The 22,950-nt window shown below is 73.8% G+C and carries 19 protein-coding genes; 10 read left to right on the top strand and 9 right to left on the bottom strand.

Annotated elements, in window-relative coordinates; genetic code table 11:
* Positions 1 to 17: 17 nt before the first annotated feature.
* Both ACZ4QV_RS02385 and ACZ4QV_RS02380 read right to left on the bottom strand, forming a co-directional pair.
* Complete coding sequence (locus ACZ4QV_RS02385; RefSeq protein WP_467762492.1) at positions 18 to 1,439, bottom strand: sensor histidine kinase; 1,422 nt, start codon at positions 1,437 to 1,439, stop codon at positions 18 to 20.
* Positions 1,432 to 2,094: a response regulator transcription factor gene (locus ACZ4QV_RS02380; protein ID WP_361146388.1), complete on the bottom strand. Its 663-nt coding sequence runs from the start codon at positions 2,092 to 2,094 to the stop codon at positions 1,432 to 1,434. The genes ACZ4QV_RS02385 and ACZ4QV_RS02380 overlap by 8 nt, the downstream gene beginning before the upstream one ends.
* 39 nt (positions 2,095 to 2,133) lie before the next feature.
* Between ACZ4QV_RS02380 and ACZ4QV_RS02375 the strand changes: the two genes are divergently transcribed.
* The gene (locus tag ACZ4QV_RS02375) at positions 2,134 to 2,874 is read left to right on the top strand and encodes a PepSY domain-containing protein (RefSeq protein WP_361146391.1); all 741 of its coding nucleotides are present in this window, start codon (positions 2,134 to 2,136) and stop codon (positions 2,872 to 2,874) included.
* 75 nt (positions 2,875 to 2,949) lie between these two features.
* On the opposite strand, the gene ACZ4QV_RS02370 is transcribed toward ACZ4QV_RS02375, so the two are convergent.
* The 3 genes from ACZ4QV_RS02370 to ACZ4QV_RS02360 all read right to left on the bottom strand — a co-directional run bounded on the left by ACZ4QV_RS02370 (position 2,950) and on the right by ACZ4QV_RS02360 (position 5,453).
* Positions 2,950 to 3,210: a hypothetical protein gene (locus tag ACZ4QV_RS02370; RefSeq protein ID WP_361619491.1), complete on the bottom strand. Its 261-nt coding sequence runs from the start codon at positions 3,208 to 3,210 to the stop codon at positions 2,950 to 2,952.
* Positions 3,211 to 3,213: 3 nt separating this feature from the next.
* On the bottom strand, positions 3,214 to 4,182 hold the full coding sequence (gene meaB / locus ACZ4QV_RS02365) for a methylmalonyl Co-A mutase-associated GTPase MeaB (RefSeq protein ID WP_361146397.1): 969 nt from the start codon (positions 4,180 to 4,182) through the stop codon (positions 3,214 to 3,216).
* Between the two features lie 95 nt (positions 4,183 to 4,277).
* Positions 4,278 to 5,453 (bottom strand): acetyl-CoA C-acetyltransferase, encoded by a 1,176-nt coding sequence (locus tag ACZ4QV_RS02360; protein WP_361147347.1) that lies wholly within the window; start codon positions 5,451 to 5,453, stop codon positions 4,278 to 4,280.
* 173 nt (positions 5,454 to 5,626) lie between these two features.
* On the opposite strand from ACZ4QV_RS02360, the gene mce reads away from it, so the two are divergent.
* The 7 genes from mce to ACZ4QV_RS02325 all read left to right on the top strand — a co-directional run bounded on the left by mce (position 5,627) and on the right by ACZ4QV_RS02325 (position 16,572).
* Entirely contained in the window at positions 5,627 to 6,100 is a 474-nt protein-coding gene (gene mce, locus ACZ4QV_RS02355; protein ID WP_361146400.1) for a methylmalonyl-CoA epimerase, read from the top strand.
* Between the two features lie 198 nt (positions 6,101 to 6,298).
* Positions 6,299 to 10,576, top strand: coding sequence for a polarized growth protein Scy (scy, locus tag ACZ4QV_RS02350; RefSeq protein WP_361146403.1), 4,278 nt, complete (start codon positions 6,299 to 6,301; stop codon positions 10,574 to 10,576).
* A gap of 114 nt (positions 10,577 to 10,690) precedes the next feature.
* Complete coding sequence (locus tag ACZ4QV_RS02345) at positions 10,691 to 11,629, top strand: coiled-coil domain-containing protein (protein ID WP_031008063.1); 939 nt, start codon at positions 10,691 to 10,693, stop codon at positions 11,627 to 11,629.
* 254 nt (positions 11,630 to 11,883) lie between these two features.
* Positions 11,884 to 12,921, top strand: coding sequence for an ABC transporter ATP-binding protein (locus ACZ4QV_RS02340; protein WP_361146406.1), 1,038 nt, complete (start codon positions 11,884 to 11,886; stop codon positions 12,919 to 12,921).
* Positions 12,922 to 12,923: 2 nt separating this feature from the next.
* Positions 12,924 to 13,697: an ABC transporter permease gene (locus ACZ4QV_RS02335; RefSeq protein ID WP_467762491.1), complete on the top strand. Its 774-nt coding sequence runs from the start codon at positions 12,924 to 12,926 to the stop codon at positions 13,695 to 13,697.
* A gap of 161 nt (positions 13,698 to 13,858) precedes the next feature.
* Positions 13,859 to 15,130: an ABC transporter ATP-binding protein gene (locus ACZ4QV_RS02330; protein ID WP_361634171.1), complete on the top strand. Its 1,272-nt coding sequence runs from the start codon at positions 13,859 to 13,861 to the stop codon at positions 15,128 to 15,130.
* Positions 15,127 to 16,572, top strand: coding sequence for an ABC transporter permease (locus ACZ4QV_RS02325; RefSeq protein ID WP_467762490.1), 1,446 nt, complete (start codon positions 15,127 to 15,129; stop codon positions 16,570 to 16,572). The genes ACZ4QV_RS02330 and ACZ4QV_RS02325 overlap by 4 nt, the downstream gene beginning before the upstream one ends.
* 10 nt (positions 16,573 to 16,582) lie before the next feature.
* Here ACZ4QV_RS02325 and ACZ4QV_RS02320 read toward each other — a convergent pair whose 3' ends face one another.
* A complete protein-coding gene (locus ACZ4QV_RS02320) occupies positions 16,583 to 16,900 on the bottom strand; it encodes an ATP/GTP-binding protein (RefSeq protein WP_361146416.1) in 318 nt (105 codons plus the stop codon).
* 189 nt (positions 16,901 to 17,089) lie between these two features.
* Between ACZ4QV_RS02320 and ACZ4QV_RS02315 the strand changes: the two genes are divergently transcribed.
* Positions 17,090 to 18,118 carry an LLM class flavin-dependent oxidoreductase gene (locus ACZ4QV_RS02315; RefSeq protein WP_361146419.1) on the top strand — a complete coding sequence of 343 codons (1,029 nt, stop codon included), beginning with the start codon at positions 17,090 to 17,092 and terminating at the stop codon, positions 18,116 to 18,118.
* Between the two features lie 206 nt (positions 18,119 to 18,324).
* Here the strand turns inward: ACZ4QV_RS02315 and ACZ4QV_RS02310 are convergent, their stop codons facing one another.
* Complete coding sequence (locus ACZ4QV_RS02310; protein ID WP_361146422.1) at positions 18,325 to 18,717, bottom strand: SCO5389 family protein; 393 nt, start codon at positions 18,715 to 18,717, stop codon at positions 18,325 to 18,327.
* Positions 18,718 to 18,933: 216 nt separating this feature from the next.
* Between ACZ4QV_RS02310 and nucS the strand changes: the two genes are divergently transcribed.
* Positions 18,934 to 19,596: an endonuclease NucS gene (gene nucS / locus ACZ4QV_RS02305; RefSeq protein ID WP_031008081.1), complete on the top strand. Its 663-nt coding sequence runs from the start codon at positions 18,934 to 18,936 to the stop codon at positions 19,594 to 19,596.
* Positions 19,597 to 19,746: 150 nt separating this feature from the next.
* On the opposite strand, the gene ACZ4QV_RS02300 is transcribed toward nucS, so the two are convergent.
* Together ACZ4QV_RS02300 and ACZ4QV_RS02295 are read right to left on the bottom strand one after the other, a co-directional pair.
* Positions 19,747 to 22,257 (bottom strand): ATP-binding protein, encoded by a 2,511-nt coding sequence (locus ACZ4QV_RS02300; protein WP_467762489.1) that lies wholly within the window; start codon positions 22,255 to 22,257, stop codon positions 19,747 to 19,749.
* A 265-nt stretch (positions 22,258 to 22,522) separates the two neighbouring features.
* Complete coding sequence (locus ACZ4QV_RS02295; protein ID WP_031008086.1) at positions 22,523 to 22,846, bottom strand: STAS domain-containing protein; 324 nt, start codon at positions 22,844 to 22,846, stop codon at positions 22,523 to 22,525.
* Positions 22,847 to 22,950: the final 104 nt, after the last annotated feature.

Below are 22,950 nucleotides of genomic sequence, written 5' to 3'. Positions count from 1 at the left end.
GGCCGCGGCCCCGGCCGCTACGCCGCCGGCAGCCGCAGTTCGAACACCGAGCCGTCGCGCACGGCCAGTGTGCCGCCGTGCCGTTCCGCCACGTCGCGGGCGATGGCGAGGCCGAGACCGGCCCCGCCGTCGTCCCGGCTGCGGGCGTCGTCGAGCCGTACGAACCGTTCGAAGATCCGCTCCCGCTCCTCCGGCGGCACCCCGGGCCCGTCGTCCTCGACCCGCAGCACGGCCCACCGCCCGTCGCGCACCACGCTCGCCCGTACGGTGCCCGCCGCGTGCCGCTCCGCGTTGTCCAGCAGGTTCCCCAGCACCCGCCCCACCTGGCTCCGCGACCCGGCCACCTCCACGCCCGCCAGGTCACCCACCTGTACCGCGATCCGGTCCCCGACCCGCTGCGAGACCTCCTCCCGCACCAGCGCCGCCAGGTCGATCCGGGTGTCCGCGGGCCGCTCCCCCGCGTCCAGCCGCGCCAGCAGCAACAGGTCCGCCGCCAGGTTCTGCAGCCGTACGGCGTCCTCCACGGCGCCCTCGGCGTCCAACAGCTCCGGGTGGGCGATGCCCACCTCCAGTTGCGTCCGCAGGCTCGCGATCGGGCTGCGCAGCTCGTGCGAGGCGTCCGCGACGAACCGGCGCTGCCGCTCCACCGACTCCTGGAGCGCGCCCAGCGTCTCGTTGGTCGTACGGGCCAGCCGGTCGATCTCGTCCCGCGAGCCCGGCTCCGGCACCCGGCGCGACAGGTCCGTACTGGCCGTGATCGCCGCCATCTCCCGCCGGATGCCCTCCACCGGGCGCAGCGCCCGCCGCGTGACCAGCCAGGTCACCCCGGCCACGACCAGCAGCAGGCAGGGCAGCCCGATGAGCATCGCGGTGCGCACCGAGCCCACCGCCTCCCGCTCGGCCGCCAGCGGCGCCCCGGCCCGTACGACGGCCTTGTCGCCCTGCGTGTCCTTGGCCTCGACGGTGGCGAACCGGTAGTCCGCCGTCCGGTGCCCGACCGTGGCCGTACCACCGCTGTGCCGGGCCTTGTCCTCGACCTCGCCAGGCTTGATCTCCCGGTCGTCGTCATCGTCGTCGGAGCCGGAGCCGGAGCCGGACCCGTCCGGCTGCCGCGTCGCCGGCGGCTGCCGCTCCGTCACGGCCTTCCCGTCCACCGCCCGTACGTCGTCCCCCGCCGCCAGCACCCGCCCGTCCTCGGCCAGCACCACCACCGGACGGTCGTCCCCGTCCGGCAGGTCCAGCTTCTCGTACGGCTTGCCGGTCGCGATCTGCGTCGCGACCTCCCGCGCGGCGTTCTCCGCCTGCAGGTCCGCCTGTCCCACCAGGTTGTTCTTCAGCACCAGCAGCAGCGCCGTCCCCGCCGCGACCAGCGCGACCGCCACCACCAGCGAGGCGCCCGCCGCGGCCCGGACCCGGACCTTCCCGAAGACCCTACGCACCGGACACCAGCCGGTACCCGGCGCCGCGCACCGTCGCGATCGCCGCGGCGCCCAGCTTCCGGCGCAGCGCGCTCACGTACACCTCGACGATGTTGTTGTCGCCCTCGTACGCGAAGTCCCAGACGTGCTCCAGGATCTCCGCCTTCGACACCACGTCCCCCGCGCGCAGCGCCAGGTGCTCCAGCACGGCGAACTCCTTGGCGGTCAGGACGACTTCTTCCCCGGCACGCTCCACCCGCCGGGCCCCCTGGTCGATGCTCAGCTCCCCCACCCGCAAGACGGGCAACGCCGTGCGCCCGCGGCGGCGCAGCAGCGCCTTGATCCGGGCCACCAGCACCACGTACGAGAACGGCTTCGTCAGATAGTCGTCCGCGCCGGTGTCCAGCCCCTCGGCCTCGTCGTACTCCCCGTCCTTGGCCGTCAGCATCAGGATCGGCACGTCGTTCCCGGCGGCGCGCAGCGCCCCGCACACGCGGTAGCCGTTCATCCCCGGCAGCATGATGTCCAGCACGACCAGGTCGTAGGTGCCCTCACCCGCCCGGTGCAGGCCCTCCAGGCCGTCGTGCACCACATCGACCGCGTACCCCTCGGCCCTCAGACCCTTGGCCAGCGACAGGGCCAGCCGCTTCTCGTCCTCCACGATCAACAGGCGCATACGCACACGATGCCACCGCCCGCCTGAAGAACCCTTCAGGTGACTTCAGCCTGGCTTCAGCTTCCCCCGGCCACTGTGGAACACGTCATCGAGCAGCACCTCACCAACCGGGGAGAACGAACCGAGATGAAGCGCAACATCGTCATCGCCACCGTGGCCGCGGCCGCCCTCATCGGCGGCGGTACCGCTACCGCCGTCGCCTTCAGCGGCGACTCCGGGCAGGCGTCTTCGCCGTCGGCGTCTTCCACTCCGCGTTCCAGCGTCAGCGTCCCCGACGACGACGTGAACGAGGACGCACGGGAGGCCAGGGCGGCGACCGTCTCCGCCCCCGAGGCCGCCGCCGCGGCCCTGAAGGCCGCCCCCGGCACCGTCACCGGCATCGACCTCGACCAGGACCGGCCCGGTCTGGTCTGGGAGGTCGACGTCCTCGGCAAGGACGGCAAGTGGCACGAGGTCACCCTCGACGCCGGCAACGCGAAGGTCCTGAACCAGCACGTCGAGCACGAGGGTGACGACGACCACGGCGTCGATCACGCCCGCGCCGAGCTGAAGGGCACCACCGTCGACGCCACGGAGGCGGCCCGGAAGGCCGCTGCCCGGTACGGCACCGTCACCTCCGTCGACCTGGACGACGATCACCGGTCCAGTGCCGTGTGGGAGGTCGAAACCGTCAGCAAGGACGGCAAGGAGCACAAGCTCAACGTCGACCCGAAGAGCGGCAAGGTGACGGTTGCCCCGCGGGACGCGGATGACGACGACAACGGCGGCCAGGACGACTGAGGGCTCCACGGCCCGGCACTCATGAACGGAGGGGCTTCCCGCGCGCGGGAAGCCCCTCCGAGCCATGGCCTTCACTCAGCGCGAGCAGTCGCCGGCGCTCCCGGCGGCTTCGTCCTGCAGCCGCCGCCAGTCCGCTCCTCGGTCGCGCCAGGCAGGGCTCTCGTAGATCGCGCTCTTCGCTTCCGGGTGGGACATGCCGAACACGCGGGCCACGACGTAGATGGTCTCGGCCGGAGACCTCCCCTGTTCCCGCAGTTCCCGGAACACCTGCTCTCGGTCAGGAGTCCCGCTCTCCTTCAGGCCGGACGCGAGCGCGTCCAGGGATGTGCGGTCCACGGGTCAGTCCTCCGCCTCCTCCCCCGTGACCCCCGCCACCAGCTCGTCCGCCGCCGCGTACGGGTCCAGCTCGCCGGCGACGATCCGCTCGGCGAGCACGGACAGCCGCCGGTCGCCCCGTAGATCGCCGATCCGCTCCCGCAGGCGGGTGACCGCGATCGTCTCGACCTCGCGGGCCGCGCGGGTGCGGCGGCGTTCCGCCAGGGTGCCGTGCTCTTCCGACCAGGCGCGGTGCTTTTCCAGGGCTTCGACGACCTCATCGGTGCCCTGGCCCCGGGCGGCGACCGTCTTGACGATCGGTGGGCGCCAGTCGCCGGGGGCGCGGGACTCGCCGAGGCCGAGCATGTGGTTGAGCTCGCGGGCCGTCGCGTCGGCGCCGTCGCGGTCGGCCTTGTTGACGACGTAGACGTCGCCGATCTCCAGGATTCCGGCCTTGGCCGCCTGGATGCCGTCGCCCATGCCGGGGGCCAGCAGGACCATCGTGGTGTCGGCCTGGCCGGCGATGTCGACCTCGGACTGGCCGACGCCCACCGTCTCGACGAGGATCACGTCGCAGCCGGCCGCGTCCAGCACCCGGATGGCCTGGGGCGCGGCCCAGGCGAGGCCGCCCAGGTGGCCGCGGGTGGCCATGGAGCGGATGTAGACGCCGGGGTCGGACGCGTGGTCCGACATGCGGACGCGGTCGCCGAGGAGGGCGCCGCCGGAGAACGGGGAGGACGGGTCGACGGCGAGCACGCCCACCCGTTTGCCGGCCCGCCGGTAAGCGCTGACCAGGGCGGAGGTCGAGGTCGACTTGCCGACGCCGGGCGAGCCGGTGAGGCCGACGACGTACGCGCCGCCGGCCAGGGGGGCCAGCGCCGCCATCACCTCGCGCAGCTGCGGGGACGCGCCCTCCACCAGCGAGATCAGCCGGGCCACGGCCCGCGGCCGGCCCTGCCGTGCCTGTTCCACCAGTGCGGGGACGTCCACCACGGCCCAGCTCCTCCCAGCTCGGTTCTCACGTTCGCTTGGACACGCTGCGTGACGGGGCGGGCGGGTCCCGGCCCGCCCGGTCCGTCGCGCTCCGGCTACTTGCCCGGTACGCGGAGGATCAGCGCGTCGCCCTGACCACCGCCGCCGCACAGGGCCGCCACGCCGACACCGCCGCCGCGCCGCCGCAGTTCCAGGGCGAGGTGGAGCACGATGCGGGCGCCGGACATGCCGATCGGGTGACCCAGCGCAATGGCTCCGCCGTTGACGTTCACCTTTTCCGGCGACACCCCGAGATCCTTCATTGACTGCACGGCCACCGCGGCGAACGCCTCGTTGATCTCGATCAGGTCAAGATCCTCGACGGTGAGGCCGGCCTTGCCCAGAGCGTGCCGGATCGCGTTGCTCGGCTGGGACTGGAGGGAGTTGTCCGGGCCCGCCACGTTGCCGTGCGCGCCGATCTCGGCGATCCACTCCAGGCCCAGTTCCTCGGCCTTGGCCTTGCTCATGACGACCACCGCGGCGGCGCCGTCGGAGATCTGGGAGGAGGTGCCGGCGGTGATGGTGCCGTCCTTGGCGAAGGCGGGACGGAGTTTGGCGAGGGTTTCGGTGGTGGTCTCCCCGCGGATGCCCTCGTCCTTGCTGAAGACGACCGGCTCGCCCTTGCGCTGCGGGATCTCCACGGGGGTGATCTCGGCCTCGAAGAGGCCGTTCTTCTGGGCGGCGGCGGCCCGCTGGTGGGAGCGGGCGGCGATCTCGTCCTGCTCGGCGCGGCCGATGCCCAGGCGGGTGTTGTGCTTCTCGGTCGACTCGCCCATGGCGACGTTCTCGTACGCGTCGGTGAGGCCGTCGTGGGCCATCGAGTCGAGCATCTCGACGGCGCCGTACTTGAAGCCCTCGCGGGACTTGGGCAGCAGGTGGGGCGCGTTGGTCATGGACTCCTGGCCGCCGGCGACGACCACGTCGAACTCGCCGGCGCGGATCAGCTGGTCGGCGAGGGCGATGGCGTCCAGGCCGGAGAGGCAGACCTTGTTGACGGTCAGCGCCGGCACGCTCATCGGGATGCCGGCCTTGACGGCGGCCTGGCGGGCGGGGATCTGGCCCGCGCCGGCCTGCAGCACCTGACCCATGATCACGTACTCGACCTGGTCGCCGCCGATGCCCGCCCGGTCCAGCGCGGCCTTGATGGCGGCGCCGCCCAGGTCGGCGCCGGAGAAGCTGCGCAGGGATCCCAGCAGGCGGCCCATGGGGGTACGGGCGCCCGCGACGATCACGGAGGTGGTGCTGGACGTACCGTTCGCTGTCGACATCAGCGCGGCCCTTCCTGTACAGGGAGGTTAACGAGGGTTCCCGTCAATGTACTGAGCGGTAGACGCCGGGTCACCGGGCTGCGGGTGTGATCGCGCGCACGTTGCGTAACCACGCGTGCGGGCGGTGCACTGGAGCCATGCTGACGCGAATCGACCACATCGGGATCGCCTGCGAGAACCTCGACACGACCGTCGAGTTCTACCGCGCCACGTACGGCTTCGAGGTGTTCCACACCGAGGTCAACGAGGAGCAGGGCGTCCGCGAGGCCATGCTGAAGATCAACGATACGTCGGACGGCGGCGCCTCGTACCTCCAGCTCCTGGAACCCACCCGGGCGGACTCCGCGGTGGGCAAGTGGCTCGCCAAGAACGGTGAAGGGGTGCACCACATCGCCTTCGGTACGGCGGATGTGGACGGGGACGCCGGGGCCGTTCGGGAGAAGGGGGTCCGGGTGCTCTACGACGAGCCGCGCGTGGGCTCCATGGGGTCGCGGATCACCTTTCTGCATCCCAAGGACTGCCACGGCGTACTGACCGAACTGGTCACCGCGGCGCCCCACGAGGGAACCGCCGCCCCCGCTTCCACGTCTCCCTCCACGACAGAGCACTGACCTTTCCCTTCCCCGGCCGGTAGAGTGCACCTTCGGCCGGGGGCCGGGTCGGGGCCCGGTCCACACTCCGCCGATGATCTGACACCATTTCTTCGGAAGGGTCAGCTCCAGCACGCGCCCGGCACGAGGCATTTCGGGCTGCGGAACGCAGATGGGAGCCGGCCGCCACCATGACCAGGGGACGGATGGGACCGCGCAGTGCGGGGCAACGACCGCTACGAGGCTGACGACCACCTCTCGCAGTTCGAGGCCGAGATGGAGCGGCTGAAGACGGAGCGGGACAAGGCGGTCCAGCACGCCGACGACCTCGGGTACCAGGTCGAGGTGTTGCGAGCCAAGCTCCACGAGGCGCGGCGCACCATCGCGGCCCGCCCCGCCTACGACAACGTCAGCCACCAGGCCGAGCAGCTGCTGCGCAACGCCCAGATCCAGGCCGACCAGTTGCGCACGGACGCCGAGCGCGAGGTGCGCGAGGCCCGCGCCCAGACGCAGCGGCTGCTGCAGGAGCAGGCCGAGCGCCAGGCGCGCATGGAGGCCGACCTGCACGCCGAGGCGGTCGAACGGCGCCGTCGGCTGGACGAGGAGCTCAACGAGCGCCGCCAGACCGTCGAGTCGCACGTCAACGAGAACGTCGCCTGGGCGGAGCAGCTCCGCGCCCGTACGGAGTCGCAGGCGCGCCGTCTCATGGACGAGTCGCGGGCCGAGGCCGAGCAGGCGCTGAGCGCCGCCCGCGCCGAGGCGCAGCGGCTGGCCGAGCAGACCCGCGCCCGGCTGGGCAGCGAGGCCGAGCAGGCCCGTGCCGAGGCCGACGCGATCCTGCGCCGGGCCCGTACGGACGCCGAGCGGCTGCTGAACGCCGCCTCCAGCCAGGCCCAGGAGGCCACGGAACAGGCCGAGCAGCTCCGTACGAGTGTCGGCACGGAGTCCGAGGAGGCGCGGCGGCAGGCCGCCGAGCTGACGAAGACCGCCGAGGCCCGGATGCAGGAGGCCGACCGCGCGCTGCGCGAGGCACGCGCCGAGGCGGAGAAGCTGGTCACCGAGGCGCAGGAGAGCGCGGCCAAGCGGCTGTCGGCCGCCGAGTCGGACCAGGAACAGCGGCTGCGGACCGCCAAGGCGGAGATCGCCCGGCTGGTCGCCGAGGCCACGAAGGAGGCCGACGCCCTCAAGGCGGAGGCCGAGCAGCTCCGCGCGGACGCCCGTGCGGAGACCGAGCGGCTGGTCGCCGAGGCGCAGGAGGCCGCCAGGTCCAAGGCGGCGGAGGACTCCGCGGCCCAGCTCGCGAAGGCCGCGCGCACCGCCGAGGAGGTGCTGACCAAGGCGTCGGAGGACGCCAAGGCCACCACGAAGGCCGCCGCCGAGGAGGCCGAGCGGGTCCGCCGGGAGGCCGAGGCCGAGGCGGACCGGCTGCGCGGTGAGGCGCACGACACCGCCGAGCAGCTCAAGGGCGCCGCCAAGGACGACACGAAGGAGTACCGCGCCAAGACCGTCGAGCTCCAGGAGGAGGCACGGCGGCTGCGCGGCGAGGCCGAGCAGCTTCGGTCCGAGGCCGTCGACGAGGGCGACCGGATCCGGGCCGAGGCGCGCCGCGAGGCGGTCCAGCAGATCGAGGAGGCGGCCGCCACCGCCGAGGAGCTGCTGGCCAAGGCGAAGTCGGACGCCGAGGAGACCCGTTCGGGCGCGAGCGCGGAGAGCGAGCGGGTCCGTACCGAGGCCATCGAGCGGGCCACGGCGCTGCGCAAGCAGGCCGAGGAGGCGCTGGAGCGCGCCCGCGCGGAGGCCGAGGAGCTGCGCGGCGAGGGCGAGGAGGCCGCCGCGGCGCTGAAGGCGGAGGCCGAGGAGGCCGCGCGGCAGCTGCGTACGGAGGCCGAGGAGGCCGCCGCCGAGCGCCGCACCGAGGTGCAGGAGGAGTTGGACCGGCTCCAGGCGGAGGCGGCCGAGAAGGTCACCGCGGCCGAGGAGGCGCTGCACGACGCCCGTGGCGAGGCCGAGAAGCTGCGCCGGGAGGCGCAGGAGGAGGCCGCCAAGCTCAAGGCGGAGTCGGCGGAGCGGCTGCGGGTGCTCCAGCAGCAGGCCGAGGACGAGGCCGAGCGGCTGCGTTCGGAGGCGGCGACCGACGCGTCCGCCGCGCGCGCCGAGGGCGAGTCCGTCGCCGTACGGCTGCGCAGTGACGCCGCCGCCGAGGCGGAGCGGCTGAAGACCGAGGCGCAGGAGACCGCGGACCGGGTGCGCGCGGAGGCCGCGGCCGCCGCGGAGCGCACCGGCACCGAGGCCGCCGAGGCGCTGGCCGCCGCCCAGGAGGAGGCGGCCCGCCGCCGCCGGGAGGCCGAGGAGCTGCTCGGCGAGGCCCGCGAGGAGGCCCACCAGGAGCGCACGGCCGCGCGCGAGCAGAGCGAGGAGCTGCTCGCCTCGGCCCGTAAGCGGGTGGCCGAGGCGCAGGAGGAGGCGGAGCGGCTGGTCGAGGAGGCGGACCGGCGCGCCGCCGAGCTGGTCGCCGCCGCGGAGCAGACCGCCCAGCAGGTGCGGGACGCGGTCGCCGGGCTGCACGAGCAGGCCGAGGAGGAGATCGCCGGGCTGCGCTCGGCGGCCGAGCACGCCGCGGACCGTACGCGGACCGAGGCGCAGGAGGAGGCCGACCGGGTACGGGCCGACGCCTACGCGGAGCGCGAGCGCGCCACCGAGGACGCGGGCCGCACCCGGCGCGAGGCCCAGGAGGAGGCCGAGGCCGCCAAGGCGCTGGCGGACCGCACGGTCGCGGAGGCCATCGCGGAGGCCGAGCGGCTGCGCACGGAGGCCGGCGCCGAGGCCGAGCGGCTGCGCGCGGAGGCCGACAGCACGCTGGACGAGGCGCGCGAGGCGGCCGGCCAGGTCCGTACGGACGCCGCCGAGCAGGCCGACAGTCTGATCTCGGAGGCGACCGCGCAGGCCGAGAAGCTGGTGTCGGACGCTTCCGCCAAGGCGCAGCAGATGCGTACGGACGCGTCCGACGCGCTGGCCTCGGCCGAGCAGGACGCCAACCGGGCCCGCGCGGAGGCCCGCAACGACGCCAACCGGATGCGTTCGGACGCCGCCGAACAGGTGGACCAGCTCCTCACCGAGGCGCGCGCGGAGGCCGAACGGATCGTCACCGAGGCGACCGAGCTGACCTCTTCGGCGCAGGACGACGCGGACCGCACGGTCCGCGAGGGCCAGGAGGCCGCCGAGCGGCTGCGGGCCGAGGGCGAGCAGCGGGCCGCGGAGCTGGTCGCGGAGGCGACCGCCGAGGCGGAGCGGCTGCGGGCCGAGGCCGCCGAGGCGCTGGAGACCGCGCGCCAGGAGGCCGAGCGGATCGGCGACGCGGCGCGCGAGGCGGCGAACAAGACCCGTTCGGACGCCGCCGAGCAGGCCGACCAGCTGATGTCCGAGGCCGGCAGCGAGGCCGAGAAGCTGCGCGCGGACGCGGCGGAGACCGTCGCGGGCGCCGAGCGGGACGCCGACCGCACCCGGGCGGACGCCCGCGAGCAGGCGGACCGGATGATCGCCGAGGCCACCGCGGAGGCGGACCGGCTGCGCGCGGAGGCGGCGGACACCGTCACCTCGGCGCAGGAGCACGCCACCCGGACGCGTGCCGAGTCCGAGCGGATCAAGGAGGCAGCGGAGGCGGAGGCCGACCGGCTGCGCACCGAGGCGCTGGAGGAGTCGGAGCAGACCGTCGACGCGGCCCGCAAGGACGCCGCGCAGCGCCGCGCGGACGCCGCCGAGCAGGCCGACCAACTGGTGGCCAAGGCCCAGGAGGAGGCGCTGAAGTCGGCGACCGCCGCCGAGGAGCAGGCCGACCGGATGGTGGGCGCGGCCCGCAAGGAGGCCGACCGGATCGTCGCCGAGGCCACCGCCGAGGGCAACGCGCGGGTCGAGAAGTCCCGTACGGACGCGGACGTCCTGCTGAGCGAGGCCCGCGGGGACGCCACCGCGATAAGGGACCGCGCCGAGGAGCTGCGGGCCCGGATCGAGAGCGAGGTCGAGGAGCTGCACGAGCGGGCCCGCCGCGAGTCCTCGGAGACGATGAAGAACGCCGGGGAGCGGGTCGACAAGCTGATCGCGCAGGCCACGCAGCAGCAGGCGGAGGCCGAGGAGAAGGCCAAGCGGATGGTGTCGGACGCCAGCAGCGAGGCCAGCAAGGTCCGGATCGCCGCGGTGAAGAAGGCGGAGGGGCTGCTCAAGGAGGCCGAGCAGAAGAAGGCCGAGGCCGTACGGGAGTCGGAGCGACTGCGCGCCGAGGCCCGGGCGGAGGCGGAGCAGATCGTGGCGGAGGGCAAGCGCGAGCTGGAGGTACTGGTGCGGCGCCGCAAGGACATCAACGCGGAGATCTCCCGTGTCCAGGACGTGCTGGAGGCGTTGGAGTCTTTCGAGGCCCCGGCCAACGGTGGTGGCAAGGACGGGGCGAAGGCCGCTGCGGGGGCGGGCGCAACTCGTTCGAGTGGCAAGCAGTCTGAGGGGTAGCCACCCGAATGAGGGGCCATTCTCCACTTCGAACGCGCAATGACTCGATGACACGCCGTTGCGGCCCCTAGGATTCCCTTTATCACCTCACCGGTCTCTTTCGACAGGAACCCCATGAGCGACACTTCCTCCCCCTACGGCTTCGAGCTCGTGCGGCGTGGGTACGACCGCGGTCAGGTGGACGACCGCATCTCGAAGCTGGTCGCCGACCGCGACAGCGCCCTGGCCCGTATCACCTCGCTGGAGAAGCGGATCGAGGAGCTGCACCTCGAAACGCAGAACGCCCAGGCCCAGGTCAACGACGCCGAACCGTCCTACGCGGGCCTCGGGGCGCGCGTGGAGAAGATCCTCCGGCTCGCGGAGGAAGAGGCGAAGGACCTGCGCGAGGAGGCCCGGCGGGCCGCCGAGCAGCACCGTGAGCTGGCCGAGTCGGCCGCCCAGCAGGTCCGTAACGACGCCGAGCAGTTCGCGACGGACCGCAAGGCCAAGGCCGAGGACGAGGGCGCCCGCATCGTCGAGAAGGCGCAGGGCGAGGCGACCGCGCTGCGCGCCGAGGCGCAGAAGGACGCGCAGTCCAAGCGGGAGGAGGCGGACTCCCTCTTCGAGGAGACCCGTGCCAAGGCCGCGCAGGCCGCCGCGGACTTCGAGACCAACCTCGCCAAGCGTCGCGAGCAGTCCGAACGGGACCTGGCCTCCCGTCAGGCCAAGGCCGAGAAGCGGCTGGCGGAGATCGAGCACCGGGCCGAGCAGCTTCGGCTGGAGGCCGAGAAGCTGCGGACGGACGCGGAGCGCCGGGCCCGCCAGACGGTGGAGACGGCGCAGCGCCAGGCCGAGGACATCGTGGCCGACGCGAACGCCAAGGCGGACCGGATCCGCAGCGAGTCCGAGCGGGAGCTGGCGGCGCTGACCAACCGCCGGGACTCGATCAACGCCCAGCTGACGAACGTCCGCGAGATGCTCGCGACGCTCACCGGCGCGGCGGTCGCCGCGGCCGGCACCCCGGCGGACGAGGAGCCCATCTCCCGCGGCGTCCCGGCGCAGCAGTCGCGCTGAGGCGCCGTTCGTCGTTGTGACGCCGGTGCGGCCGGTGGGTTCCCCCGGCCCGCTCCCGTGACGGCCGGTACCGCGCCCGACGGCGGCAGACGCGCTCCGCCCGCCCCGCCTCTCCCGGAGGCCGGGCGGGCGGAATGCTTTCAGCAGATGGACGGACCCTCGCACGAAGCCGTTCCGGCGACCGGCGGACCCGGTGTGCGATGTCCGGTACGCCCGAGATGCGGGGGCACCGGCCCCCGCTTAGCGTGCTGTACATGATCGAGAGCGAGGGGCTGACCAAGCGGTACGGCGACAAGCTCGCCGTGGACGGGCTGACCTTCACCGTGCGGCCCGGGATCGTCACCGGCTTCCTCGGCCCCAACGGCGCCGGCAAGTCCACGACCATGCGGATGATGCTCGATCTGGACCACCCGACGTCGGGACAGGTCCGTATCGACGGACGGCACTACCGGCAGTTGTCCGACCCCTTGAAACACATCGGCGCCCTCCTGGACGCCAAGGCCGTGCACGGCGGCCGGAGCGCCTTCAACCACCTGCTGTGCCTGGCCCAGAGCAACGGTATCCCGCGCGCCCGTGTCCACGAGGTGCTGGACACCGTCGGACTGACCGCGGTGGCCGGGAAACGCTCCAGCGGCTTCTCCCTGGGCATGGGCCAGCGCCTGGGCATCGCGGCCGCGCTGCTCGGCGACCCCGAGATCCTGATGTTCGACGAGCCGGTCAACGGACTCGACCCCGAAGGCATCCACTGGATCCGCAACCTGATGAAGGGGCTGGCCGCCCAGGGCCGTACCGTCTTCGTCTCCTCGCACCTGATGAGCGAGATGGCGCTGACCGCCGAACACCTCATCGTCATCGGCCAGGGGCGGCTGCTGGCGGACACCTCGATGGCGCAGTTCATCCGGGAGAACTCGCGCGCGTACGTACGGATGCGGTCGCCGGAGCGCGAGCGGCTGCTCGACGTGCTCAGGGACGCCGGGCACCCGGCCTCGCCGGCCGGCGAGGCGGTGGAGGTCGACGGGGTGAGCGCCGCCGACCTCGGCGAACTGGCCGCGCGGCACCGGATCGTCCTGCACGAACTGAGCCCGCAGCAGGCGTCCCTGGAGGAAGCGTTCATGCAGCTGACCGCAGGATCGGTGGAGTACCACGCGCACTCGGCGGCGCCGCGGCCCGCGGCGCCGGAGGACGGCCTGCCGGACGCTCCGCCGCCGCCCGGGGCCCCGGGAGCGCCGCCCCCGGACTCCCCGCCCGGCGGCTGGGGTGCCGGCTGGCGCGACCAGAAGCGGGGGTCCTGACGATGGCGGCCGTCTCCCAGGTCCTGAAGTCGGAGTGGACGAAGATCCGGTCGGTGCGGTCCACGGTGTGGACGCTGGGCATCGCGCTGGTCGTCACGGTCGCGCTGGGCGCGCTGATCTGCCTGCTCGCCTCGAACGACTTCGGCACCATGTCCCCCCGCGACCGGACCACCTTCGACCCCACGAACATCAGCTTCGCCGGGATGGGCCTGGGCCAGCTCGCGATGATCGTCTTCGGGGTGCTGGTGGTCTCCAACGAGTACAGCACCGGCATGATCCGTACCTCGCTCGCCGCCGTACCGCAGCGCGGCACCTTCCTCTTCAGCAAGGTCGCCGTCGCCGCCCTGCTCGCCCTCGCCGTCTCCTTCGTGACGGCCTTTCTCTCCTTCTTCATCGGGCAGGCGTTGCTCGACACGCACGCGGCGTCCCTCGGCGACCGGGGCGTCCTGCGGGCCGTGGTGGGCGGCGGGCTGTACATGACGCTGATCGCGGTGTTCTCGATGGGGGTGGCCACGATGCTGCGCAGCCCGATGCTGGCGCTGGGCATCCTGATGCCGTTCTTCTTCCTGATCTCCACCGTCCTGGGGAACGTCTCGGCCACCAAGAAGATCGGCTGGTACCTCCCCGACCAGGCCGGCCACAAGGTCATGCAGGTGGTGCCGCCGGCCAGCGACGCGGTGCCGTACGGGCCGTGGGGCGGGTTCGCCATCATGCTGGCGTGGACGGTGGCCGCCCTGCTGTGCGGGTACGTCCTGTTGAAGCGGCGCGACGCCTGAGGCCGGGGCCCCGGCGGCGGCCGTCCGACGCCGGCCGGCGGAGCCCCGTCCCTCCGCGCCGGCCCGCGTTTTGACGGGAACCGTCAGCCTGCGGATAACCTCCTAACCCTCACGGGGGTACGAGAGCACCTCTGCCCCGAACCATTTCTGAGGGGCGGAGAATGATCGAGGCATTCGGTCTGACGAAGCGCTACGGCGCCAAGACAGCCGTGCACAACCTGTCGTTCCAGGTGCGGCCGGGCACCGTCACCGGCTTCCTGGGCCCCAACGGCTCCGGCAAGTCCACGACGATGCGCATGATCCTGGGGCTGGACACCCCGACGAGCGGCCGCGTCACCATCGGCGGCATCCCGTTCCGTCAGGTGCCCAACGCCCCGCGGCACGTCGGCGCCCTGCTCGACGCCAAGGCGGTGCACGGCGGCCGCAGCGCGCGCCAGCACCTGCTCTGCCTCGCCCAGCTCTCCGGCATCCCGGCACGCCGCGTCGACGAAGTACTCGGCGTGGTCGGCCTTCAGGACGTCGCCCGCAAGCGCTCCAACGGCTTCTCGCTCGGCATGGGCCAGCGCCTGGGCATCGCGGCGGCGCTGCTCGGCGACCCGCAGGTGCTGCTCTTCGACGAGCCGGTCAACGGCCTGGACCCCGAAGGCATCCTGTGGGTCCGCAACCTGATGAAGCAGCTGGCCGCCGAGGGCCGTACGGTCTTCGTCTCCTCGCACCTGATGAGCGAGATGGCGCTGACCGCCGAACACCTGATCGTCATCGGCCGCGGCCAGTTGCTGGCCGACATGTCGGTCACGGACTTCATCTCGGCCAACTCCGCCGACTTCGCCCGGGTCCGTACGCCGGACACCGAGCCGGAGCTGCGCGAGAAGCTGGGCTCGCTGCTCGGCGAGGCAGGTGCCCGGGTCGTACCGGAGCAGGACGGCGCGCTGCGCGTCAGCGGGCTGCCGCTGCCCCGCATCAGCGACCTCGCGCACGACGCGGACATCCGCCTGTGGGAGCTGTCGCCGCATCAGGCGTCCCTGGAAGAGGCGTACATGCAGCTGACGCAGGGGGCCGTCGACTACCGCTCGACGACCGACCAGCGGGCCGGCCTCCAGCAGCAGGGGCCCGGTCACGCGCAGCAGGGCATGGGCGCGCCAGGGCAGCCGCCGCAGGGGTACGCGGCGCCGCAGCCGGGTCCGTACGGGCAGCCCGGCCACCCTGGGCAGCCGCACCCCGGGGCCCAGGGGCAGCCGAACCCGTACGCGCAGGCGCCCGGCGGCGCGCCGGGCCAGGGCTACCCGCCGCCGATGGCCGGCCAGGGCTCGCCGTACGGACAGCCGAACCCGTACGGACAGCCGCAGCCGGGCCCGCAGGCCGGCGCCCCGGCGCCGACGCCGCCCGCCGCCCCCGCCGACATCTCCGAGCCGCACACCGAGGACGCCCGATGACCAGCCCTCAGCAGCCGCAGCCACAGCCTGAGCCGCACGACACCGACGCTCCCGGCACCGGCCCGACGCCCCCGGCAGGGGCCCCGCGGCCACCCGCGCAGCAGGCCGCCCCGCAGCCGCCCGCCGAGCAGCCGGAGCCCCGGCCGCTGGCCGCGCACGCACCGCCGCAGCAGCAGGCGCAGCCCGCCGAGCAGCAGCCCGCGCAGCGGCAGGCGCAGCCGCCCGCTCACGCGCCGCAGGCCGGACCGGCGCCGCAGCAGGCCCAGGCACCGCAGGCGGGCGCTCCGGCCCGTGAGCCCGGCACGATGACGCTCCAGGCCCAGCAGCCGTCCGCCACCGCGCCCGGCAAGGAAGCCGGGACGATGACGCTCCAGGCCCAGCCCGCACCGCAGGCTCCGCAGGCCGCGCCCCAGGCCCCGCAGAACGCACCGCACGCCCCCCAGGGCGCGCCCAAGGACGCGGGCACCATGACGCTCCAGGCCCAGCAGCCGCCCGCCGGTCCCCCGCCGCAGCAGGCGCCCTACCAGCAGCCGCACCAGCCCGCACAGCCTCAGCAGCCGCACCGGCAGCCTGCGCCTCAGCAGGCCCAGCAGCCGCCCCAACAGCAGCAGATCCCGGCCGCCTGGCAGGCCGCCGGTCCCGGCGGCACCGGCCCGGCCTACGTCTCGCCGATCCCGGTGCGCCGGACGACCCTGGGCCACGCGCTCGCCTCCGAGTGGACGAAGATCCGCTCGGTGCGCTCCACGATGTGGACGCTGGGCGTGCTGGTCCTGCTGAACGTCGGCATCGGCCTGCTGACGGCGCTGGCCCTGGCGGACCCGGACCGGGTGGTCGAGCCGGTGCTCGGCTTCGCCTGGTTCGGCCTGCTGCTGGGGACGCTGTGCGTGATCCCGCTCGGCGTGCTGGTGATCTCCTCGGAGTACGGCACCGGCATGATCCGTACGACGTTCACGGCCTGCCCCAGCCGCGCGCGGGTGCTGACCGCCAAGGCGATCGTCCTGTTCGCGCTGACGTTCGTCGTAACCACGGCCTCCAACGCGCTGGTCGCGGTGGCGCACGCCGGGATGCTCACCGGCCCGGCGCCCACCGGTGACGAGTGGCTGCGCGCCACCGTCGGCTCCGGTCTGTTCGTGGCCGTGCTGAGCCTGCTGTCCCTGGGGGCGGGCACGCTGCTGCGGCACTCGGCCGGCGCGATCAGCGCGATGACGGGCCTGGTCCTGCTGCCCATGCTGATGGCCGTGTTCATGATCACTTCGGAGAGCCTGCGCCCGTTCGCGACCAAGCTGATCGAGTACTCGATCCCGAACAACCTCGGCGCGCTCTACGGCCAGCCGTTCATGCCCGACGGCCCGACCGGCTGGCAGCCGCTGCTCGTCCTCCTGGGCGTCACCGCCGTCGTCCTCGGCGGCGCGTACGCGGCGCTGCACAAGCGCGACGTCTGACGGGGGCCGCTCAGTACCTCGGCGCGTTACGGGACCGCTGGAGCCGCGCGCTCCGGCGGTCCCGTGCGTTCCAGCACGCCTTGTGCCAGTGTCTGCGTTCGTCCACGTCGCCCTCCCGCGGCCAGGCGACGACATGCGGCACCCCCGGCGGGATCTCCTGGTCGCATCCCGGGCAGCGGTAGTGCTTGGCCGTCCCGCCGCCCCCCAGATGCCGTACGACCCACTCCTCGCCGCGCCATTCCTCGGTACGTTCCAGACCGTAGCGGCCCCCGCCCGCGTGGTCGGCTGGCTTCTCACCGCCGCGGGAGCGGTTTCGACGCGGAGACACTGGGCACCTCGGGAAATCTGCGGGGTCACGGGCCGTCACCACCCTACGCGGCTCCGTCATGGGGCGTAGTCGGCCGCCGCAATCCTGCGATCATCGGGAAACTTCGCCGCAGGCCGTGCCTTTGGCACGTGTCCCCCGTTGTTGCGTGTTAGGGGGATGTCGCGTCGGCTGCGAGGAGGCAGAAGAGCGATGCGTGTTGGGGCTTTCATTCTGGCCGCCCAGTTTCCCGGTCAGGGGCAGGGGGAGGCACTCCATCGGGCGGTGCGGTCGGCCGAAGTCGCGGAGGAGGCCGGGCTCGACGCCGTCTGGCTGGCGGAGCACCACTTCGTGCCGTACGGGGTCTGCCCGTCGGCGGCGACGCTGGCCGCGCTGCTGCTGGGCCGTACCGACCGGATCGGCGTCGGCACGTCCGTCAGCGTGCTGCCGACCCAGCATCCGGTCGCCCTCGGGGAGCAGGCGGCGCTGCTGCACCTGACCTCCGGCGGGCGGTTCACCCTCGGTGTCGGCCGCGGCGGACCCTGGGTGGACCTGGAGGTCTTCGGCTCGGGACTGGCCGCCTACGAACAGCACTTCCCCGAGTCGCTGGACCTGCTGCTGCGCTGGCTGCGCGAGCCGCGGGTCGGCGCCAGGGGGGAACGTCACTCCTTCCGGGAGGTGGCCGTCGTACCGCGGCCCGACGAGTCACTGGAGATGCCGTCCGGGCCGCCCGTGATCCTCGCCTGCACCTCGCCCGGGTCGGTGCGGCTGGCCGCCGAGCGCGGGCTGCCGATGCTGCTGGGGATGCACTGCGGGGACGAGGACAAGGCGGAGATGGTGGCGCTGTGGCGCCGGGTGGCGCTGGCGGCCGGGCGGGACCCGGCGCTGGTCGCGGCGGCGGAGCACGTCTCCGCCGGAGTGGTGCAGGTCGGCGACACCCGTCAGGGCGCGGCCGAGGTCCTCACGAAGGCGATGCCGGGCTGGCTGCGGCGCGGGCTGGCGGCCCATGAGACGGTCGACGGCCGCCACCGCCCCATGCGCGACCCGCTGGCGTACACGGAGCTGCTCTGCGACCTGCATCCGGTCGGGCCGCCGAAACAGTGCGCCGACCGGCTCGCGGCCTCGGCGGAGCGGACCGGCATCCGGCGCTTCGCGCTGCTCGTGGAGGGTTCCGGCGACCTGGCCGCCACCGAGGAGAACGTACGGCGGCTGGGCGCCGAGGTGGTGCCGCGGCTCGGCTGACCCGGAGCGGGGGCGGGCCTGCGCGGCGGACCGCCCGCGGTCCGCCACCGTCCGGCGTGCCGGTGCCGGTCTCCGGCCCCGCGGCCGGAGGGTGCCGTGCACGCCGCGCCGACGTCGCCTCACCGGCGCCGGGCCGGCCGATGCTGCCGCCGGCGCACCCTTGCCGTACGGCCTCCGTCGCGCATGCGCGGCGGCAGCGTCCTCGGTCAGCAGTCGCGCAGCTCCGGCGACTGGTTCAGCAGCTGGCCCCGGACGGAGGTGAAGGTGGCCAGCCTGTCGTCCACCGACGGATCGAGCGGGAAGACCGCGACCCGGTGGCAGTTCTGGAATGCCAGCCGCACACCGAAGTGACGTTCCAACGACCCACGTATCGCGTCACTCGCCAGTGCTCGCAGCAGCTGACCGCGTGCCTGCTCGTCCGGCGGCGGCGTCCGGTTGTCGGCGAACTCGCCGCCGTCCACCTTGAGCTGGGCCACCAGGGAGCTGATCATCCCCCATGCGTAGGGCAAGGAGGTCCGGACGCAGTCGACAAATTCCGCTTCGTCGACCTCGCCTCGCTCGGCCTGTTCGAGGAGGGCCGGTGAGACGTCGAGCGACATGAGGTTCTCCTCTCGCGGCCCCGCCGGGACGGAGCCTCAGGGATGGGACCGGGGGGTTCCGCGACGGAGCGTGTCCGTACCACGACCCCCCGCTTCAACGGTATGCCGCGCACCCGGCGCGCACCAGAAGATTGCCGCGACTACCGGCCGTCGGCGGACCGGGCGGTTCAGGGGCGAATCGCGTCGGCGGCCTCCGGTCGAGTAGCGTGGCGCACCATGCGTCTCGTCATTGCCCGTTGCTCCGTGGACTACGCGGGCCGGCTCAGTGCCCACCTCCCGTCGGCCCCTCGCCTGATCCTCGTGAAGGCGGACGGTTCGGTCTCCATCCACGCGGACGACCGGGCCTACAAGCCCCTGAACTGGATGTCCCCGCCGTGCACCCTCAAGGAGGGCGACGGCAGTGTGTGGACGGTGGAGAACAAGGGGGGCGAGAAGCTCATCATCACCCTGGAAGAGGTGATGCACGACTCGGCGCACGAGCTGGGCGTGGACCCGGGTCTCATCAAGGACGGGGTGGAGGCGCACCTTCAGGAGCTGCTCGCCGACCGGATCGAGACCCTCGGCGAGGGCTATTCGCTCATCCGCCGTGAATACCCCACCGCCATCGGCCCGGTGGACATCCTGTGCCGGGACGCGGACGGCGCGACGGTCGCCGTGGAGATCAAGCGGCGCGGTGAGATCGACGGGGTCGAGCAGCTCACCCGTTATCTCGAACTCCTCAACCGTGACCCGCACTTGGCACCGGTGAAGGGCGTCTTCGCGGCCCAGGAGATCAAGCCGCAGGCACGGGTGCTGGCCACCGACCGCGGTATCGGCTGCGTCGTGCTGGACTACAACGCGCTGCGCGGCATCGAGGACGACAAGCTGCGGCTGTTCTGAGCGGCGGGCCCGGCCCGCTCCGGGCGAGCGGGCCGGGGGTGAGCCCGCCCGGCCCGCGGCACGGACCTCCGCCGGTACGGACGACGACGGCCCGGTACGGAACGCCCGCCCCTGAGGCGGACGGTTCCGTACCGGGCCGTCGTGCTGTGCTCAGGCGTCCGTGCCGCCCGTGCCGCCGGAGCCGGTGGCCGCCGAGCTGCTGCCGTTGGCGCTGCTGGGCGCCGGGTTGCCGGTGGTGCCGGTCGGTTCCTGGCTGGTCGGCTTGTCGGTGGGCTTGTCCGTGGGTTTGTCGGTCGGCTTGTCCGTCGGCTTGTCGGTGGGTTTGTCCGTCGGCTTGTCGGTCGGCTTGTCCGTGGGCCTGCCGGTGCCCGTTCCCGTGTCGGTGGGCCGGGTGGTCGGCTCGGTCGGGCGCGTCGTCGGGGTGGTCGGGTTCGTGCTGCCGTCCGTGGGCCGGCCGGTCGTCGGGTCCGTGGCGCCGGTGCTCGGAGCGGGCGTGCCGGTGCCCGGCTGTCCGCCGGTGCCGCGCGCCGTCGAGCCGGGGCCGCCCGTACCGGGCCGGCTGCCCTGGCCGGTGCGGGTGCTGCCGGTGCCCGGCTGGTCGGCGGGCATGCCGTCGCCGTCCCGGCCCGGCTCGGCGGACTGCTCGGTCTTGACCTTCTCGCCCGTGCCGTGGTCGGGCCCGGAGACCGCGCCCAGGGTGACGACGGTGCCCAGGACGGCGACGAGCAGGGCGCCCGCGCCCGCGGCGACCAGGTTGCGCCGGGCGCCGAGCACCAGGGCCTTGCGGCCGCCGGTCCTGGCGCCGCTCTTGCCGCCGCCGGGGACGGCGCGGGTGACCACGGTGGGCGCGGTCGCGTCGACGGCCGGGGCCGACGCGAGGGCGGCGGGCACCCCGCCGGGCGGCGAGGCCGACTCCTCCGTCCGCGCGTCCGGGATCTCCTCCCCGGCCGGTGTGGCCGTACCCGCGGGCGGGGTGAACGTGCCGGAGCGGTCGGCGACCAGGGCCAGCGCGCGCCGCCCCGCGACCGCGCCGCGCCGGTCGGAGAGCACACCGCGCAGCCCTATCGACGCCTCCAGCTCGGCCCGCGCCCGGTCCAGGTTGCCGGTGCACAGGGCGAGCACACCCAGCTCGTGGTGGAAGTACGCCTCCTCGGCGACCTCCCCGGCGATGCGGGCGGCCTCGGCGCCGTGCCGCAGGCTGCGCTCCCAGGCGTTCCAGTGCAGGGCGGCGGCGAAGGCCGGGGCGGCCGTACGGGCCAGCAGGACGGCGGCGCTGGGGTGGCCGCTCTCCCGGCTGCCGGTCAGGACGTTCATCGCGGCGAGGATCGCGTCGGCCTCGGCGGCGGCCCGCTCGGGCGTGACCGAGGGGTGGCCGGCCCACCAGGCGTAGTGCTGGGCGGCGGTCAGGGCCCGCTCGCCCGCGCCTTCGTCGTACCCGGCGGCCGTCAGCTGGTCCTCCACCGTCGCCACGAGCCGGTAGTGGCCCCCGGCCGGGGTGATCAGCCCGCAGTCCAGCAGCGCGCCGAGGGCGGCGTCCGCGTGGGTGTCCTGGGCGAGCGCGGGCAGGTGTGCCTGGTGCGGCAGCTCGCCGCCCAGCGCGACCGCGAAGCGCAGCGTCTCGCGCGCCGCCTCGCTCAGGCCGGCGGCGATCAGCGGCGCGGGCGAGGCGGCCTCGGCGACGGTGGGCAGCGGTCCGGTGGTGCCGTCCTGGCCGGCACCGGCCGCGGCGGCGTCGTCGGAATGCTCTCCGTACGCGTCGAAGGTGTCCTGGTCGGTACGGAGCCGCTGCCGCAACAGGGCACCGGCCTGGACGAAGCGCAGGGGCAGCCCCTCGGACTCGAACCACAGGTCGGCGGCCCAAGCGGCCTCGTCGTCGGTGAGCGGCCGGCCGACGACGCCCGCCAGCAGCTCGCGGCAGGCGTCGCGGCCGATGCCGCCGAGGAAGACCTCTTCGAGGTGGGAGCCGGGCGAGGGGGCGGCGACGTCGGGGGTGGCGGCGAACAGGAAGGCGCACTCGGGGGTGGCGCCCAGCAGTTCGTCCAGCGCGGCGCCGCCGAACTCCAGGTCGTCCAGGACGACGATGGCGCCGATCTCGCCGAGCAGGCGCAGCAGCTCGCCGCGGTCGGGGCGGTGCAGCGGGGCCCGGTGGACGGCGGCGAACAGCTCGTACAGCACGTCGGTGGGCGTGCGGCGGTATCCGGAGAGCCGCACGACGCCGTCGGGGGCCAGGCCCTCGCAGGCGGCGGCGACGGCGTCCAGCAGGCGGGTACGGCCCGATCCGGAGGGCCCGGTGACCCGTACGGATCTGCCGCGGGACAGCAGCCGCACCAGCCGGTCGGTCTCCTCGGCGCGCTCCAGGAGCGCGCCCTGGCGGCCGGCGGAGACCGGCAGGGCGGGCGGGGCGGCGGCGCGGGCCAGCTCGGCGCGCTCCTCGGGGCCGTGCTTGCCGGGGACGGCGGGCTGCTCGCCGGGCGGGCAGGGTTCGATCTCGCTGCCGTCGACCGGGTTGACGGTGAGCAGGTAGGGACCCGACACGAGCTGTACGGTGCGGGCGAGCCCGCCGGGGGCGGCCGCGGAGCCGCCGGCCGCGGGCGTCGGCGTCGCGGCAGGGGCGTCCTGCTCGCCGTACTCCTCAGGTCCCCGGTTGGTGTTCGGGTCCATGGTGAAATGCCCCCCAGATGCGCTTGGCGTGCCGACCGGCCGTTTGCGTCCCGGCCGTCCGCACTCCCCCAGCCTCCGGCCGGGGTGCTCCCCGGCCGCCGCTTCTGGTCCGGTGCCCGCCGTGCGGCGAACCGGACGGCGGAAAACCGAACCTTAGACCTTCGCCCAGTATCTACGAAGCGCCGGGGTCCGTTCCTGCCCGGAACGTCACAGTGTTGTGAGAATCCTTCGGGTATGCGGCTTTTTGATCTTGCCGGGGGCGCCGTCAGACCCGCGGCAGGGTCTCGGCCGCGATGCCGCCCTCGATGGCGAGGATGCGGTGCAGACGGGTGGCGACCAGCAGCCGCTGCATCTGCGGCGGTACGCCGCGCAGCACGAGCCGGCGGTTGGCCCGCCCGGCGCGGCGGTGCGCACCCATGATCACGCCGAGTCCGGTGGCGTCCCACGAGTCGAGTCCGGTCAGATCCAGCACGAGGTCGCCCTGGCCCGAGTCGACGGCGGAGTGCAGGACGGTTCGGGCGTCCGCCGCGCTGCGGACGTCGAGGCGGCCCCCGACGACCAGCTCGGCGTGGTCGCCCCTGATGTGCATATGCGCTCCCCGGGTGATGAGTGCTCGATCGTTACGTCTACAGAACTGACTGCCTCTCATGCGGCGAAGTTGCCGCCTGTAAGCGAACCGATACCGAATTCACC

This window comes from Streptomyces sp. NPDC026394 (assembly GCF_055567735.1).
This window is presented reverse-complemented; position numbering and strand designations above follow the sequence as displayed.

Bases quoted from the DNA above. Each gene is read 5' to 3' on its own strand.
- ACZ4QV_RS02380 (WP_361146388.1), bottom strand. From the start codon at position 2,094: ATGCGCCTGTTGATCGTGGAGGACGAGAAGCGGCTGGCCCTGTCGCTG.
- mce (WP_361146400.1), top strand. From the start codon at position 5,627: ATGCTGACGCGAATCGACCACATCGGGATCGCCTGCGAGAACCTCGAC.
- ACZ4QV_RS02345 (WP_031008063.1), top strand. From the start codon at position 10,691: ATGAGCGACACTTCCTCCCCCTACGGCTTCGAGCTCGTGCGGCGTGGG.
- ACZ4QV_RS02340 (WP_361146406.1), top strand. From the start codon at position 11,884: ATGATCGAGAGCGAGGGGCTGACCAAGCGGTACGGCGACAAGCTCGCC.
- ACZ4QV_RS02335 (WP_467762491.1), top strand. From the start codon at position 12,924: ATGGCGGCCGTCTCCCAGGTCCTGAAGTCGGAGTGGACGAAGATCCGG.
- ACZ4QV_RS02330 (WP_361634171.1), top strand. From the start codon at position 13,859: ATGATCGAGGCATTCGGTCTGACGAAGCGCTACGGCGCCAAGACAGCC.
- ACZ4QV_RS02325 (WP_467762490.1), top strand. From the start codon at position 15,127: ATGACCAGCCCTCAGCAGCCGCAGCCACAGCCTGAGCCGCACGACACC.
- ACZ4QV_RS02315 (WP_361146419.1), top strand. From the start codon at position 17,090: ATGCGTGTTGGGGCTTTCATTCTGGCCGCCCAGTTTCCCGGTCAGGGG.
- ACZ4QV_RS02310 (WP_361146422.1), bottom strand. From the start codon at position 18,717: ATGTCGCTCGACGTCTCACCGGCCCTCCTCGAACAGGCCGAGCGAGGC.
- nucS (WP_031008081.1), top strand. From the start codon at position 18,934: ATGCGTCTCGTCATTGCCCGTTGCTCCGTGGACTACGCGGGCCGGCTC.
- ACZ4QV_RS02300 (WP_467762489.1), bottom strand. From the start codon at position 22,257: ATGGACCCGAACACCAACCGGGGACCTGAGGAGTACGGCGAGCAGGAC.
- ACZ4QV_RS02295 (WP_031008086.1), bottom strand. From the start codon at position 22,846: ATGCACATCAGGGGCGACCACGCCGAGCTGGTCGTCGGGGGCCGCCTC.